Origin of the sequence: Mixta calida, from assembly GCF_002953215.1 — a bacterium.
In the GTDB taxonomy this organism is placed as follows: Bacteria; Pseudomonadota; Gammaproteobacteria; order Enterobacterales; family Enterobacteriaceae; genus Mixta; species Mixta calida.
Window position 1 is genome coordinate 2,711,343 of record NZ_CP026378.1, and the last position, 15,658, is coordinate 2,727,000.

15 protein-coding genes and 1 pseudogene are annotated in these 15,658 nt (G+C 54.9%); 11 read left to right on the forward strand and 5 right to left on the reverse strand.

All coding sequences use genetic code 11. From position 1 onward, the window contains the following. Positions 1-55: 55 nt before the first annotated feature. Together hutG and hutI are read right to left on the reverse strand one after the other, a co-directional pair. On the reverse strand, positions 56-1,009 hold the full coding sequence (gene hutG / locus C2E16_RS12965) for a formimidoylglutamase (protein WP_084970444.1): 954 nt from the start codon (positions 1,007-1,009) through the stop codon (positions 56-58). Then, positions 1,006-2,235: an imidazolonepropionase gene (gene hutI / locus C2E16_RS12970; RefSeq protein ID WP_084970443.1), complete on the reverse strand. Its 1,230-nt coding sequence runs from the start codon at positions 2,233-2,235 to the stop codon at positions 1,006-1,008. The genes hutG and hutI overlap by 4 nt, the downstream gene beginning before the upstream one ends. A 164-nt stretch (positions 2,236-2,399) precedes the next feature. Here hutI and C2E16_RS12975 point away from each other — a divergent pair, with 164 nt between their 5' ends. After that, positions 2,400-2,867: a nuclear transport factor 2 family protein gene (locus C2E16_RS12975; protein WP_038625451.1), complete on the forward strand. Its 468-nt coding sequence runs from the start codon at positions 2,400-2,402 to the stop codon at positions 2,865-2,867. Between the two features lie 235 nt (positions 2,868-3,102). Here the strand turns inward: C2E16_RS12975 and arsC are convergent, their stop codons facing one another. From arsC to C2E16_RS12990, 3 genes are all read right to left on the reverse strand, one after another. Then, positions 3,103-3,534, reverse strand: coding sequence for a glutaredoxin-dependent arsenate reductase (arsC, locus tag C2E16_RS12980; RefSeq protein WP_084970442.1), 432 nt, complete (start codon positions 3,532-3,534; stop codon positions 3,103-3,105). 47 nt (positions 3,535-3,581) lie between these two features. Continuing rightward, positions 3,582-4,865 (reverse strand): arsenic transporter, encoded by a 1,284-nt coding sequence (locus C2E16_RS12985; protein ID WP_084970441.1) that lies wholly within the window; start codon positions 4,863-4,865, stop codon positions 3,582-3,584. Between the two features lie 96 nt (positions 4,866-4,961). Further along, complete coding sequence (locus tag C2E16_RS12990) at positions 4,962-5,315, reverse strand: metalloregulator ArsR/SmtB family transcription factor (RefSeq protein WP_084970440.1); 354 nt, start codon at positions 5,313-5,315, stop codon at positions 4,962-4,964. 478 nt (positions 5,316-5,793) lie between these two features. Here C2E16_RS12990 and C2E16_RS12995 point away from each other — a divergent pair, with 478 nt between their 5' ends. The 10 genes and pseudogenes from C2E16_RS12995 to C2E16_RS13040 all read left to right on the forward strand — a co-directional run bounded on the left by C2E16_RS12995 (position 5,794) and on the right by C2E16_RS13040 (position 15,536). After that, positions 5,794-7,272, forward strand: coding sequence for a SulP family inorganic anion transporter (locus C2E16_RS12995; RefSeq protein WP_084970439.1), 1,479 nt, complete (start codon positions 5,794-5,796; stop codon positions 7,270-7,272). Positions 7,273-7,598: 326 nt separating this feature from the next. Then, positions 7,599-8,963 carry an FAD-binding oxidoreductase gene (locus tag C2E16_RS13000; RefSeq protein ID WP_084970438.1) on the forward strand — a complete coding sequence of 455 codons (1,365 nt, stop codon included), beginning with the start codon at positions 7,599-7,601 and terminating at the stop codon, positions 8,961-8,963. Between the two features lie 621 nt (positions 8,964-9,584). Further along, positions 9,585-10,592, forward strand: coding sequence for an alpha/beta hydrolase (locus C2E16_RS13005; protein ID WP_084970437.1), 1,008 nt, complete (start codon positions 9,585-9,587; stop codon positions 10,590-10,592). A gap of 113 nt (positions 10,593-10,705) precedes the next feature. After that, positions 10,706-10,915: a hypothetical protein gene (locus C2E16_RS21175; RefSeq protein WP_084970436.1), complete on the forward strand. Its 210-nt coding sequence runs from the start codon at positions 10,706-10,708 to the stop codon at positions 10,913-10,915. A gap of 41 nt (positions 10,916-10,956) precedes the next feature. Beyond that, positions 10,957-11,343 (forward strand): acyl-CoA thioesterase, encoded by a 387-nt coding sequence (locus tag C2E16_RS13015; protein ID WP_038625440.1) that lies wholly within the window; start codon positions 10,957-10,959, stop codon positions 11,341-11,343. A 346-nt stretch (positions 11,344-11,689) separates the two neighbouring features. Beyond that, positions 11,690-12,289 (forward strand): NAD(P)H-dependent oxidoreductase, encoded by a 600-nt coding sequence (locus C2E16_RS13020; protein ID WP_084970435.1) that lies wholly within the window; start codon positions 11,690-11,692, stop codon positions 12,287-12,289. Next, positions 12,286-12,486 carry a hypothetical protein gene (locus C2E16_RS13025; RefSeq protein WP_038625436.1) on the forward strand — a complete coding sequence of 67 codons (201 nt, stop codon included), beginning with the start codon at positions 12,286-12,288 and terminating at the stop codon, positions 12,484-12,486. Before C2E16_RS13020 ends, C2E16_RS13025 begins: the two co-directional genes overlap by 4 nt. A 12-nt stretch (positions 12,487-12,498) precedes the next feature. Beyond that, on the forward strand, positions 12,499-13,302 hold the full coding sequence (locus tag C2E16_RS13030; protein ID WP_038625434.1) for an MBL fold metallo-hydrolase: 804 nt from the start codon (positions 12,499-12,501) through the stop codon (positions 13,300-13,302). Positions 13,303-13,542: 240 nt separating this feature from the next. Beyond that, on the forward strand, positions 13,543-13,764 hold the full coding sequence (locus tag C2E16_RS13035; protein WP_038625432.1) for a hypothetical protein: 222 nt from the start codon (positions 13,543-13,545) through the stop codon (positions 13,762-13,764). Between the two features lie 186 nt (positions 13,765-13,950). Continuing rightward, positions 13,951-15,536, forward strand: a pseudogene (locus tag C2E16_RS13040) (methyl-accepting chemotaxis protein). Positions 15,537-15,658: the final 122 nt, after the last annotated feature.

Sequence of the window (15,658 nt, forward strand, 5' to 3'; positions counted from 1 at the left end):
CGATGGCTTAACCGGGTGGTCTAAGTATACCCAATTCAGGCCATTATTCAGCAATTTATCCCCACCAGTGGGTAATCTGCCAGGCAATACGTGCCGCCAGGCTGGCGCCCTGTTTATCCCGATCGCAGGCGGGATTGAACTCCACCAGATCCGCTGCCCGCAGCTTGCCGCTGCGGCAAATCGGCTCAATCATGCGCATCAGCATGGCAGCGGGAACGCCGAGCGCGGCGGGTGCGGAAACGGCTGGCATTTGCGAGGCTGGCAGCACGTCCAGATCGACCGTCAGATAGATCACCTCCAGCTCCGCCATAAAGCGATGCAGCGCGGCGAGAGCGGCATCGGGCTCGTTCAGGCAGCGCAAGTCTTCCACAATCGTCACGTTGCGCTTCGCCGTTTCATCAAGCAGCGCCTGGGTATTAGCAGCCAGGCTTAAGCCAAAACAGCCATAGTGGAAATCACGCTGCTGCGTTTCACAGTAGTGCGCCAGCTGACGAAAGGGTGTGCCTGAGGTGGCATGCGGCGCGTGCCGCAGATCAAGATGCGCGTCCAGGTTGATAATCCCGACTTTTTTCTGTGGAAAGGCATCCAGCACGCCCAGCCCGTGACCGTAAGCGGTTTCATGTCCGCCGCCCAGCACCAGCGTACGTTTTCCCGCCTGCTGGCAGGTCAGCACCGCGTCGCGCAGCGCCTGCTGCGCCTCTTCCAGCCGATTGCCTGATATAACGATATTGCCCAGATCGGTCAGTTCGCGGTGTCCCGCGTGGCTGGCCATATTCGCTAACGCCTGTCGCAGAACATCTGGCGCCTCAGCGGCGCCCGGCCTTCCGCGATTGCGCTTTACCCCTTCGTCGCATGCGAACCCCAACAGCGCGATGCTGCCTTCAGCCTGTTGAGGCGCAAAATCAGCGCAGCGGGCGACGGTCTGAAACAGACGCAGCGCATTGGCCGCTTCGGCGGTATCGTCGCGTCCCTGCCAGATATCGTGCGAAACTGCCCGCCACTGTTTCATGATGCGCTCCCGTGGGTGACCTGCCCACGATAAACTCTGGCATAAAGCGGGCTGCGGCCAGGTTCATAGACCATTTCCACCGGCTGCTCCGCGTCCCAGAGACAGAAATCGGCCATAAAGCCAGCCTTCAGCTGGCCGTGCGACGGCTCACGCCCCAGCGCCCGCGCCGCATGACGCGTCACGCCCGCCCAGGCCTCTTCCGGCGTCAGGCCGAACTGAACGCAGGCCATATTCATCGCCAGATGCAGGCTGGCGAAGGGGCTGGTGCCGGGGTTGTAGTCGGTCGCCACCGCTATTGGCACACCATGCTGGCGCAGCAGCTCGACCGGTGGCCGCTGGCTTTCCTTCAAAAAATACCAGGCGCCGGGTAACAGCACCGCCACCGTACCGCTGGCGCGCATCGCTTTTACCCCTTCTTCATCGAGATACTCAATATGATCGGCCGAAAGCCCCTGATAGCGGCTCACCAGCTGCGCGCCATCCAACAACGACAGCTGTTCGACATGACCTTTAACCGGAATGCCGTAACGCCGCGCCGCTGCAAATACCCGTTCGCATTGCTGCGGGCTGAAGCCGACGCTTTCACAAAAGACATCTACCGCTTCGAACAGTCCTTCCTGCCAGAGCTGCGGCAGCAGCGTTTCACAAATCAGCGTGATATAGCCATCCTTGTCATTTTGATATTCGGCGGGTGTGGTATGGGCTGCCAGCAAGGTTGCGCTGACTTCTATCGGAAAGTTTTGCGCCAGCTGCCGCGCAACGCGCAGCATTTTCGCTTCGCTCTCTGTTGACAGGCCGTAACCGGATTTTATTTCGATAGTGGTGACGCCTTCCTCAAGCAGACGTTGCAGCCGAGCGGCGGCAAGCCTCAGCAGCTGCTCTTCCGACGCTGAGCGGGTTGCCTGCACCGTCGCGTTAATGCCGCCGCCGCGCGCGCTGATCGCCTGATAGGACTCGCCGTTTAAGCGCTGCTCCCATTCAGCAGCGCGGTTGCCGCCAAAAACCAGATGAGTATGGCAGTCAATAAGCCCGGGCGTAACCAGACGTCCGCCTGCATCGTGAACGGTGCCGCCGGATGCTTCTCCACATGCCGTCAGCGCCAGGATTCGATCGCCGCGCAAAATGAGATCGTGATGGTCGAGCATGCCGTAAGGCTCAGGCCGTTCGGGGTCGAGGGTCGCCAGTCTGACATTCCGCCAGATCGTATCGGTAGGGAGCAGTTGCACAGTCTGTTCTTCCAGTTGTCATGTGTTGTATATACATTTATTTCTATCAATGACTGTCTGTCAACAAACCCCTGCAATGATGTTATATGTTTGTGATGGAAAACGAGGTTGCAGGAAATTTAGCCTGAGTTAAATAAAAAGAGATTTGTTAAGAGAGAAACACGATGGAAATACGTCAACCGGTGCCGCCGTTTACCCTTGAAACCGCTACGTTGAAAGTGCGCATGGCAGAAGATGCCTGGAACAGCCGCGATCCGGAAAAAGTTTCATTGGTTTATACCACCGACACGTGCTGGCGCAACCGCGCCGAATTTGTGAACGGGCGTGAAGAGGTAGTGCAGTTTCTGCAACGTAAGTGGAGCCAGGAGCTGGATTATCGGCTAATCAAAGAGCTCTGGACCTTTGATGCAAACAAGATTGCGGTGCGCTTTGCCTATGAGTGGCATGACGATTCAGGCAACTGGTATCGCAGCTTCGGTAATGAAAACTGGGCATTTAATGAGCAGGGCTTGATGCTGAGACGTTACGCTTGCATCAATGATAAGCCGATAAAAGAGTCGGAGCGCCGTTTCCACTGGCCGCTGGGCAGACGTCCGGACGAGCATCCAGGACTCAGCGAGTTGGGTTTCTGAAAAGGCCGATCAGGCGGGCTATCGTGTACCGGGCGAGCCTGCCCGTCGCCTTGTTATGGGTCTGGATGATTTTTGATAAAACGCCGCCCTTGTCCACGCTAATGGGCGGCGCCATCACATTTACCGCTGTGATTACTTATCTCGCCCTGGAATTCATTCATGCATCACGTATCAGGGGCGCACCGTGATGTTCTCTGATCTTCAGCACTCTGTAAGCCAGCGCTACCTGAGAGGGTTATGAATGACGGACGCGTTCTCCCCGCTCATCAATGACGGCTTCACCATCCTCTTTGGTAAAGGCCCCTTGCTGCGGGGCGGGCAGAATATCCAGCACGACTTCGGATGGACGGCAGAGCCGGGTGCCGAGTGGTGTCACCACCACGGGACGATTAATCAGAATGGGATGCATCAGCATAGCATTCAACAGCTCCTCGTCACTGAAGCGATCTTCCGCCAGGCCCAGTTGCTCATACGGCTCCGTATTTTTACGCAGCAGGTCACGTACGCGAATGCCCATATCCGCGATCAGTGTGCTTAGCTCATCGCGTGTTGGTGGCGTTTCCAGATAGAGAATGACTGAGGGTTCCACGCCGCTGTTGCGGATAAGTTCCAGGGTATTACGGGAGGTCCCGCACGCCGGATTGTGATAGATAGTAATGTCAGTCATAAGTGATTCTCCGTACTCAGACCGCGCGGATGCGGTCCCGGTTAATGTTAAACAGACAGGCGCAGAGCCAGCGCGGCCAGCGTGATAAAAAGCACTGGCAGGGTCATCACAATGCCCACACGGAAGTAATAGCCCCAGCCGATCGTGATATTTTTCTGCCCCAGAACATGCAGCCAGAGCAAGGTGGCCAGGCTGCCGATGGGCGTGATTTTGGGGCCAAGGTCGCAGCCGATAATGTTGGCGTAAATCATCGCCTCCTTAACGACTCCCTGCGCCTGGCTGCCATCAATAGAGAGCGCGCCAACCAGCACGGTGGGCATGTTATTCATCACCGATGAGAGAAAGGCCGTCATAAAACCGGTGCCCAGCGTGGCGCCCCAGATCCCATGTTCCGCAAACCGGTTCAGGAGCGAAGCGATAACGCCCGTCAGACCGGCGTTCCTCAGACCGTATACAACCAGATACATGCCCAGCGAAAAGATGACGATCTGCCATGGCGCCTCCTTTAATACCTTGCGGGTATCAATCACCTCTCCTTTACGGGCAACCAGCCAGAGAATAAACGCGGCCACAGCCGCTACCAGACTGACCGGCACCCCCAGTGGTTCAAGGGCAAAAAAACCGATCAGCAGCAGAAGCAGCACCACCCAGCCGGTTTTAAAAGTGCGCAGGTCGCGAATCGCTTCCCGCGGCGCTTTCAGCTTCGTCAGATCGTAGTCGGCGGGAATATCTTTGCGGAAAAAAAGATGCAGCATGACCAGCGTGGCGGCGACGGAGGCGATATTGACCGGTACCATGACCGATGCATATTCACTGAATCCCAGTTGGAAAAAATCTGCCGTCACGATGTTCACCAGGTTCGACACGATGAGCGGCAGGCTGGCGGTATCCGCAATAAAACCTGCGGCCATAACGAATGCCAGCGTGGCCCCGGGGCTGAAACCCAGCGCCAGCAGCATAGCGATAACGATCGGCGTCAGGATGAGGGCTGCGCCGTCATTGGCAAACAGCGCCGCCACCGCCGCGCCCAGCAGAACGATCCAGGTAAACAGCAGCCTGCCTTTTCCGCCTCCCCAGCGGGAAACGTGCAACGCGGCCCATTCAAAGAAGCCGGACTCATCAAGCAGCAGGCTGATGATAATAACTGCAATAAAGGTGGCTGTGGCGTTCCAGACAATCTGCCAGACCGCAGGGATATCGCCGATCTCCACTACGCCGGTCAGCAACGCCAGAGCGGCGCCCAAAACGGCGCTCCAGCCAATGCTCAGCCCTTTCGGCTGCCAGATAACCAGCACCAGCGTCAGGACAAAAATTGCGCCAGCCAGAAACATAACATCTCCTTTTGCTACTCCACCGCGGTTGATGCTGCGGCCGGATAAACCGTTAATTTTCAGATATGGTTTAACGTATATGTACAGATAAATTTTTCAAAGGCAGACGGCTTTTCCATTTGTGGTTGCATTATCGCGTTCAGACTGATGGCGCAACTGCTGAATGTCATCCCGCTGGCACAGATAAGCCTGTTCAATAACCGCCGCCGCCCAGGCGGGCATATGCGGTGACAGACGGTAATAGATCCATTTTCCGTCTCGCCTGTCGAGAAGCAGCCCGCTTTCTTTAAGCAGCGCGAGATGACGGGAAATCTTGGGCTGAGAGGCTTGCAGCGTTAATGACAGCTCGCAAACGCAAAGTTCGCCCTTTTCGCGCAGCAGAAGCACCAGATAAAGACGGGTCTCATCAGAAAGATTTTTAAAAAGCCGAAGTGGCGTAAGGTATGTCATATTGCCCCCTGTTTAAAGCGGACATCAGTGTTGCGGCATCGCTTTTTTATGTCAACTTCATATTCGAAATATTGAATATGTTTGCAGGGATGTCCGTTCCATGTATCGCGCCTGAAAACGGGACGGACAGTTTATGACGCGTTGTACGGGATGAGTCGTCATTGACCCTCTGAAAGTTTCATGTAAAGTAAAATACCGTTCTGGCCTGGCGGGTCTGTTTTGCCAGCCAGTCACTATTCGTGCCTGTCTGAGCATCCGGTTCGGCAGGTTTATCCGTTTCCTGAAGGTGTACATCTCGCACCGTAAAGGAGTTTTAAAACTATCATGCGTCTTACGCCACCCTGAGTCCTACCCTTCTCTGTCGCACTGAGTAACCTCAGCCGCGCACTCAAAAACATCCCGTCTGCGGATGTGCTTTTTCGTACATAAATTTTTTGCCCTTCCGGGCTGACTGCATTTAAAAAACTGAGAAAACACTATGTTGCTGTCCTCGACGCGTAAGGACTGGCTGGGTAATGTCCGTGGTGATGTACTGGCCGGTATTGTTGTCGCGCTCGCGCTTATCCCTGAAGCGATCGCTTTTTCCATTATCGCCGGCGTAGATCCGCAGGTCGGTCTCTATTCCGCGTTCTGTATTCCCATGGTCATGGCTGTTTTTGGCGGCCGTCCGGCCATGATCTCTTCAGCCACCGGCGCCATGGCTTTGTTAATGATCACCCTGGTCAAAGATCACGGTCTGCAGTATTTGCTTGCGGCTTCGGTGCTTACCGGTGTGTTCCAGCTGTTGGCCGGCTACCTGAAGCTGGGCAACCTGATGCGCTACGTGTCCCGTTCAGTGGTGACAGGTTTTGTGAATGCGCTCGCTATCCTGATCTTCATGGCGCAGCTGCCGGAACTCACGAATGTTACCTGGCATGTTTACGCCCTGACCGCGGCTGGCCTCGCCATCATCTACCTGTTCCCGTACATCAATAAAACCCTTCCTTCTCCGCTTGTGTGTATTGTTGTGTTGACGGTGATTTCCATGTGGCTTCATCTGGACGTTCGCACCGTAGGCGATATGGGCAAACTGCCTGACAGCCTGCCGGTATTCCTTATCCCGGCTATTCCGCTGGATCCCGACACGCTGATGATTATTCTGCCGTATTCGGCGGGGCTCGCCGTAGTGGGGCTGCTGGAATCGATGATGACCGCGACCATTGTGGATGACATGACGAATACCCCGAGCGACAAGAACCGTGAATGCAAGGCGCAAGGTATTGCCAATATCTGTACCGCGTTTATCGGCGGCATGGCGGGCTGCGCGATGATTGGACAGTCGGTGATAAACGTGAAGTCCGGTGGACGCGGACGACTTTCCGCCCTGGCCGCCGGCGCTGTGCTGCTCTGCCTTATCATCTTCCTGCGGCAGTGGGTAGCGCAAATACCGATGGCAGCACTGGTTGCGGTGATGGTTATGGTCGCCATTGGCACCTTCTCCTGGCGCTCCATTACGGATCTGCGTCGGCACCCTCTTTCGACCAGCGCGGTGATGCTGGCGACGGTAGCAGTGGTGGTGGTAACGCATAACCTGGCGTTTGGCGTGCTGACCGGGGTGCTCATCGCCTCGCTGAACTTTGCCACCAAAGTGGCCCGCTTCATGACGGTGACATCGGATCTTAACCAGGGCGTTCGGACGTATACCGCCCGTGGGCAGGTGTTTTTCGCCTCAGCTGACCGCTTCATGAATCACTTCGACTTCCGCGAGGCGCTTGAACGCGTAGTCATTGATGTGACGCAGGCTCACTTCTGGGACATTACCGCCGTGAATGCGCTGGATAAGACCGTGCTTAAATTCCGCCGTGAAGGCGTGAAAGTAGAAATCAGGGGCATGAACGATGCCACCTGCATCCTTGTTGAGCGTTTCGGGATACACAACAGGCCAGGGGGCGCTGAAAAAATGATGAAAGGTCATTAATCAACGGGGCAAACTCTTTTAACAGGTAGAGCCGGACGGCTGGCTCTGCGTTAAAAGGGGATACCGTACCCTGTCATTTGCACAATCTCTAAGAAAACCGGCATTTGCTGGTTTTCTTAGAGGGCTTTCATCCCGGCACCAGTGATGCTCGGATCCTGTTCAATAAGCCAGTCATTATTTTGCTACCTTTATTTCTGCATCGTTATTTATGAAGGGATACTGACTGAAACGGCCCGTCTGCTTGTTAATGCGTCAGGTAAAAGCCTGCGTACCCGACAGCGCAACTGCATGAAAATCCACAGACGGCCCCGGAAACGCGAGGAAAAATGAGCCAGAAACTTATCCATGATTTGAGAAAGCATATTACCGGTGAAATATGGACAGACAGCGAGGCGGGTAAAAGCCTTCAGGAGGGACTCTGGAACGGCGCGGCAGAAGTGAAGGCTGCCGTTTCAGTTCGCTGCCTGAGCGCGGATGACGTACAGCATGCCGTTCGCGTTGCGGCTGAATATGCGGTCCCGGTTTCAACCCTGGGCGGTGGTCATGACTGGTTCAGAAGAGCGATAGCGCCTGAAGGCATGACGCTCGATCTCAGGAGCCTGCGGCAGACCACCCTCAGCACGGATCGGACCACGCTTACCGTACAGGGTGGGGCCATTGTTAAAGATGCCATCGATGCATTACCTGAAGGGTGTGCGCTTGTTACCGGCGTAAGTACGCAGGTGGGGCTGGCAGGCCTGGCTCTCGGCGGGGGATACGGAAAACTGAACGCCCGGTTCGGCCTGGTGACGGACAACCTGAAAAGCGCGCGGGTCGTGCTGGCCGACGGTAGCTGTGTGACGGTCAGCCAGCAGGAGAACCCTGACCTGTTCTGGGCCCTCAGAGGTGCTGGTAAAAATTTTGCCGTACTGACCTCTGCTGAATTTTACCTCCATCGTCTTACGCCGGTGCTTGCCGCCACCGTTTTTATTGAATTACGCAACGCCCGTGCCGGCCTGAAAAATTTACAGGCGATCCTGGATGAGGCAGATGACAGACTGAGCGTGTTTTCTTCTTTTACCACGCTGCCGGGCAAAGGATTCGGCCTGATCCTGTCGCCGTTGTGGACCGGAGATGCGCCGACAGGAGAGAAATATCTTCGCCGACTCTCGTCAGTCGACGGCGCCAGCGTGGTTAAAAAGGGCTGGGTCGATTACCGGTTGACGTACGATGATGCCTCCGATCGGTCCGCCTGGCCTAAAGGGCGAGGCTATCAGATGGATGCCTTCAACCTTGACCGTCTGACTGACGCAGTGACCGATGCCATTATAGAGTGCTGCCATCAGACACCTTCAGCGCGTAACTGCATCATGCTTCACGATTTCCACGGCAAGGCAGCCCGTATTGAGGCCGGAGCCACCGCGTTTCCCCATCGTCGCAATCACTTTAATATGCAGGTTGTCGCCAGTTGGCAGCAATCTGATGAGGCCCTGAAAGGGCGGGAGTGGCTGTCCGACATCCGGAAAATCATGACGCCGCTGAGCTCCCGGGACGCCTATCCTGCTATTCTCGGTCCCGAAAGTCATGAGCGCGCCCGCGCGTTTTATGGCGACGCGACTGAAAAACTGATGTTACTGAAAAACCGTTTCGATAAAAACAACCTGTTCTGTGCTGATTATGGTCTGTTTGCGACCACCATCAGCGCGCGATAACGGATGTATGCTAAAAATGTCTCCCATGCTGGTTAAGGCGCCGGTAACCACGGCGGTGCCGCGTGATGTCTGAAGTTGCGCCTGCTGCGTCATGATGTTCACCTTGTCTGTTGTTCAGCTGATGAATTAATCGTACACAGAGCTGCGTTGTCATAAATGACGCGCAGCGTAGTGATTCAGGACATGGTACGAGAATGGAGAAGGACGCCCCTGCCGGATTCAGCCTTTGTCCGGGTGTAGCGGATTGGATACAGTTGATATACCCCTTTGCGTGACCGGATAGGGTGTGACCTTCCAGGATGAGGCCTTCCGTTAAAAAGCGGTATAAAAATCTGAGACAGAGCAGCGATGAAACGTCCCTGAATCATACCGAGGCGCCTGTTTTCCGCATGCCGGGGCGTTCCCTGTGTTAACAGTCTTTAGCATTACGTGCTACTTATTTTCTGACAAATCATTATTAATCAATCACCTGGTAACTTTCGAAGAAAAACATGCGATATTATTGCTTGCAATTATATAGCGCACTATTTAATTTCTCTTCCATACCGAATGCGCAGCGCCAGTTGCCGCCCATTTAAATAGCGTGCGATTTAATCGCAAATGAATTAAACAGGTGACATCATGAAAATTAAACAGACCGTTTTAGCGACCGCCCTGATGGCCGTTTCCGCCAGCAGCTTTGCCGAGGCTCCGCAACCGGAGCATCACGTACAGGATTTTCTCAACGCGCTGAACAGCAGCGGCGGTAAGCCCATTGAACAGCTGTCGCCGGAGGATGCGCGCCAGGTACTGATCGGTGCCCAGAAAGGCGCGGTGCTACCTGCTGCGGATGTAACGGAAAAAACCATTCAGGTAAACGGTCAGCCTCTGAAACTAAATATCGTTAAGCCGAAAGGATCGCATGGCATACTGCCGGTGTTTATGTTCTTCCACGGCGGCGGCTGGGTACTGGGTGATTTCCAGACCCATGAACGTCTGGTGCGCGATCTGGTGGTAGAATCTGGCGCGGCGGCAGTATTTGTTAACTATACCCCGTCACCGGAAGCGCACTATCCGGTGGCGATTAATCAGGCCTATGCGGCAACGCGCTGGGTCGCTGAACACGGTAAAGAAATTGGGGTGGACGGCAAACGTCTGGCACTGGCAGGCAACAGCGTGGGTGGCAACATGGTGGCGGCGGTAGCGCTGCAGGCGAAACAGCAGCATGCGCCGGCGATCCGTTATAATGTGATGCTGTGGCCAGTGACCGATGCCCGTTTCGATACCGCCTCCTATGATCAATTCCAGAACGGCTATTTCCTGACGCGCAATATGATGAAATGGTTCTGGGACGCCTATACCACTAATGAAAGCGAGCGTAACAATATTCTTGCCTCACCGCTGCGTGCTACCAGCGAGCAGCTGAAAGGCTTGCCGCCGACGCTAATCCAGACGGCGGAGCTGGATGTGCTGCGCGATGAGGGCGAAGCCTTTGGCCGCAAACTGGATGCGGCGGGCGTGGAGGTCACGGTTACACGCTATAACGGATTGATCCACGATTACGGTCTGCTGAACGGTCTCAGCAACGTGCCTGCGGTACGCACTGCGCTACGCCAGGCGGCGGAGGAACTGAAAACGCACCTGAAATAACCCGCCGGATCGGGCGCGTCCTGACCTGTCCCGCACAGAAGAAAGGCCACTGTCCGCAGCGGCCTTTTTTATTATGTGCTCTGACTGGCCGCCGCATTGGGCAGAAAGGCCTGATGGGCGCGCAACAGGGCGATAATGGCTTTCAGATGCTCACGCAGCAAGCCGTGCACCGATACGCTTTCAGTCGGCCGGATGGCTATCTCTGTCTCACCGTCAATCAGCTGCGCCGTGAGCCAGGTTTTCACGGCGGCAGGAATTTACGTCAGAAGTCCTACGCGCAATTGCGTGTGAAAATCAATGCAGCGCCTGCGCCAACCCATTAATATCCGATAGAAAAGTTAACTGTCGCAATAAGAAGAGCGCTATGTTTTCAAAGCATTATGAAGTAGACGAAGGCCATATTGATTTTCAGGGTGTGGTCGATGGGCTCTACTATCCGTTTTATATGGAGTGGACGCGTCACGCCTATATGAAGGAGGCGCTGGGCATCGATATCGAAGAGGAATTTAAACAGGGACGCCTCTACATGGTGCTTGAATATTCCCTGCGGTTTCGGAAAAGCCTGCATAAAGGGGATAAGGTTGAGGTGACCTGCGAGCTGGCCAAAAACGAAAAGCGTAACCGCGTGAATTTCGTGCAGCAGATCAAGGTGGACGGCGTCGTTTATGCAGACGCCACCTTTGTCGCAACCTGTCTCTCCAACGGCCGCCCTTCCATGCCGGATGCGGTGGCGCAGGCGTTAGCTGAATAATACCGATGCGCAGGCGCTGCGTTTTTGCGCCTGCTTTTCGTTATCGCCGCGCTCACCCTGGCACCACTCAGTGAAGCCAGGGTGAGATACGCTGCGGAGCTTGCCTGAATCGCGTCGTCCGCGCGATTTATCTGAAGCGCCGCAACAAAAAAACCGCCCGACGAAAGCAGGCCCTTTCATTTTTCTTTCAAAAGCTTAGCTACCCTCCTCTCCCTTTTTCTGGTTTCAACGTGTCCATAAAGAATGAGCCATAGTGTAAAAATGATTCATTTCTCACCTTCCCGCTTGCTGACCTACCAACAGTAACCTACATTTAGTAGGTTACTGATAACCGACAGAGGTTGATATGCACGCATTAATCGTTTTCGCTCACCCGGATTCGACTTCTCATACGCATGCCGTGGCGAAGCAGATAGCGGAAGGTATTGCGTCAGCGGGAGAAGAACACACATTTGAACTCGTCGACCTGGCGGCGGAAGGCTTCGATCCGCGCTTCAGCGCAGCGGATTATCAGCAGTTTAAAGGACAGACCGTGCTGCCTGACGATGTTAACGCGGAGCAGCAGCGGATTAACCGCGCCGATGCGCTGGTGCTGGTCTATCCCATCTACTGGTGGTCATTCCCGGCGCAGCTAAAAGGCTGGATCGATCGCGTATTTACTCAGGGTTGGGCTTATGACGAGCGGGACGGTAAGTTAGTTAAGCTGCTTGGACACCTGCCGGTGCATCTGATCGCCCTTGGCGGTGCTGACCAGCGCACTTACGCGCGTTACGGCTATTTCGGCAGCATGAAAACGCAGATTGACCAGGGTATTTTCGGCTACTGCGGTGCGCCTGTCGTTACCAGCGAACTGTTGCTGCCCTCAGACGAAGGCTATCCCGATGCGCATTACCGCGCCGCTTACCGTAAAGGTCAACAGCTGTTTCTCTCACAGAAAAAAGCATGACGATTCAGACCTCGCCGCGTCGGCGGCTGTCACTTGACGACCGACGCCGACAGCTGACAGAGGCCACATGGCACCTGGTGCGAACGGAAGGCAGCGATGCTTTGTCGCTGGCGCGCGTCGGAGAAAAGGCGGGCATGAGCAAGACGCGTATGGCGGTCCAGACCAACCTGAGCCATCTTAAAACAGAAGACCATTAAAAGGACGCCATTATGATTAAATTATGCAAGGCCTGCGGCACCTCTTATCAGGAAACTGATATTCAGATTGAACAGTGCAGGATTTGTCAGGATGAAAGACAGTACGTGCCGGTTGGTGGCCAACAGTGGATTGCGTTGTCGACGCTACAGGCGACGCACAGCAACAAATGGCAACAGCATGAAGCGGATCTTTTCAGCCTTGAAACGGTGCCCGCTTTTGCCATTCACCAGCGCGCTTTTTTACTGAGAACGCCAGAAGGCAATATTCTGTGGGACTGTATCGCCAATCTGGATGACGCAACCAAAGCGTTAGTTTCTGCGCTGGGCGGTATCAGCGCTATCGCGATTTCTCATCCTCATTACTATACGACCATGCAGGACTGGGCTGCGGCCTTCAATGCGCCGATATATCTGCACGCCAGCGATAGCGAATGGATTATGCGTGACAGTCCGGCCATTCAGCTATGGGAAGGTGATGAACTGGAACTGACCTCTGCGGTGCGCCTGTTGCGGTTGGGCGGCCATTTTCCCGGCGGCAATGTATTACACTGGGAGCGGGACAACGGCGTCCTGCTGGTTGGAGATATCGTACAGGTAACGCCGGGTGCTGATGCGGTTTCGTTTATGTGGAGCTATCCGAACATTCTGCCTCTGCCTGCCACAACCGTCAGCACTCTCACCAGCAGACTTGGCCAGATTCGTTATGAGCGGCTTTACGGCGCGTTTGCCGGGCAGAACATTACCGCGAAAGCCAGTGAGATTGTGCAGCGCTCAGGTGAAAAATATATTGCCTGTTTAAGGGCGGAGCGCCGCTAAGATGCGGGCTTTAAGGAGCCGCTTTATGCAGCTTAGTTATGTAGCGCGTTCGGCCTTAAAGATGTCGACTCAATTAAAACGCTTCTAACATAACACCGCGAGCGGTGCCGGCTCCGCTTTCAGCCTGGATCCCCTGCCCTGTTTGTTCTCACTTCTGCTTAAAACAGCGTCTAAACTTATTTTCCGAAAGAGAGCATAACGGCGAATACAGTAAAACAAGACTGGAATAAGGAATAAGCTATGCCAAAAAGCGCCTTTGTGGAGCATCGCCCGAAATCAAGCGACAAGCAAGCGTCAACTACCCATCATGTGGTTATCGTTGACGGTGAAGAAAAACATACCGCCAAAACGCAAAAAGAAGCGGCAGACTGGGCCTTTTCTCAGGGTTATACCGTTCATGTCGCGCGGGAACGCCATTTGCAGGATCGCGATCGTCCTGCCCTGTGGCGAGTCTATCCCTGACCCTGAAGCCGTTGCATAAACGAGCGATAAAATATCGCGTCGCTCTCTGCCATAACATCAGTTTTCCCGTACGTGGCTGGCCAACCGTAATTCTATTACGCCTGGCCGTAAAGGCTTTACCCGGTGCGCCGATAACGACTTGTCGGACTGTGTCCGAGGTAAAATTATTATCACCACGGGAAAAATATGAAACTCAATAACTTCAGAATCGGGCAACGGCTCGGTTTTCTGGCCGCACTTCTTTTGCTGGCGATCCTGCTGGTTGGGTTGCGGGGCATCAGCCTTAATGCTGACGGCCTGAAAAAAATAATGACATCATGGCTACGGAGACGCGCGTCGCCGAAAGCATCGATACCGCGCGTAATGCGCAGGTACAGTTTAAAATCCAGGTTCAGGAGTGGAAAAATATCCTGCTGCGCGGCGGTCAGGGAGAAGAAGCCTTTAATAAATATAAAGCGGCCTTTCTGACGCAGAGCCAGAAAACGCAGGCGCTGCTGACCCGCTTAATGGCGTTGCAATCTTCAATCGATATGGATACCGCAACGGTACGGCAAACCCTGCAATTGCATGCCCAACTTGAGCAGCAGTATCTTTCCGCTTTGCAGAGCTACAGCTTTCAGGATGCTGCCAGCGCACAGCGGGTGGACCATCTGGTGGGCGGTATTGACCGCGAGCCGACCCGCATGATCGACGAAGTTGTCAACCGCACGCTGACCCATACCAGCCGTCTGAATCAGGAGCTGACCGCGCAGAATCTGGCGCAATACCAGCAGACCCGGCTAACGCTGTGGCTGGCGATGGGCGCAGTTCTGTTAACCGGAATAGTGATTACCGTCTGGCTGATCCGCAGCATTACTCATCCGCTGCGCGAAGCGGTTAATATCGCCCGCACCGTTGCGTCCGGCGATTTACAGGCCAATATCCGTCCTGCGGGTCGTGATGAAACGGCGGAACTGATGACTGCGCTACAGGAGATGAATGTCAGCCTGACCCGCATCGTATCGGACGTGCGCAGCGGTACCGAAACGATCGCCACCGCCTCGGTACAGATTGCACAAGGCAGCATTGAACTCTCCTCACGAAACGAAGCGCAGGCCAGCGCGCTGGAGGAAACGGCAGCCTCGATGGAGGAACTGACCTCTGTAGTAAAAAACAATGCGACCCATGCCCGCGATGCCAGCAACCTGGCGCGCGATGCGCGCAAAATGGCCAGCGAGGGCGGTAATGTGGTGGAGAAAGTGGTGCACACCATGAGCGAAATCCATCACTTCTCGCAGGAGATCAGTCAGATTATCAGCCTGATCGACGGCATCGCCTTCCAGACCAATATCCTTGCCCTGAACGCAGCCGTAGAAGCCGCGCGGGCAGGCAATGAAGGCCGCGGATTTGCAGTGGTAGCTTCTGAAGTGCGGGCGCTGGCGCAGCGTTCAGCCAATGCGGCGCGCGATATTCGCGTCCTGATCGACCGTTCGGTCAACAGCATTGATGCTGGCAACGAACTGGTGAAAGGCGCGGGTATGACAATGGAAAAAATCATTGCCAGCATTAAGCAGGTCAGCGAGTTGATGGAAAGCGTTTCGGCCGCCAGCAATGAACAAAGCACCGGCATCGACCAGGTAAATCTGGCTGTCACGCAGATGGACGCCGCAACGCAGCAGAATGCCGCGCTTTCTCAGGAATCTACCGCGGCGGCGCAGGCATTGCAGGAACAAACGGAAAGCCTGCTCACCAGCGTTAGCGTATTTAAACTGCGTAACGCGATAGCGGGTTAATTTTCTGGAGGCGCTGCGAAACGGCAGCGCCTCTCGGGTTAGCATTATGACGTTATGTCGTAGGCTTCTTTATTGTATGTTGTAATTAAAAAGCTAACTACGCACCGGGATATCAGGCACAT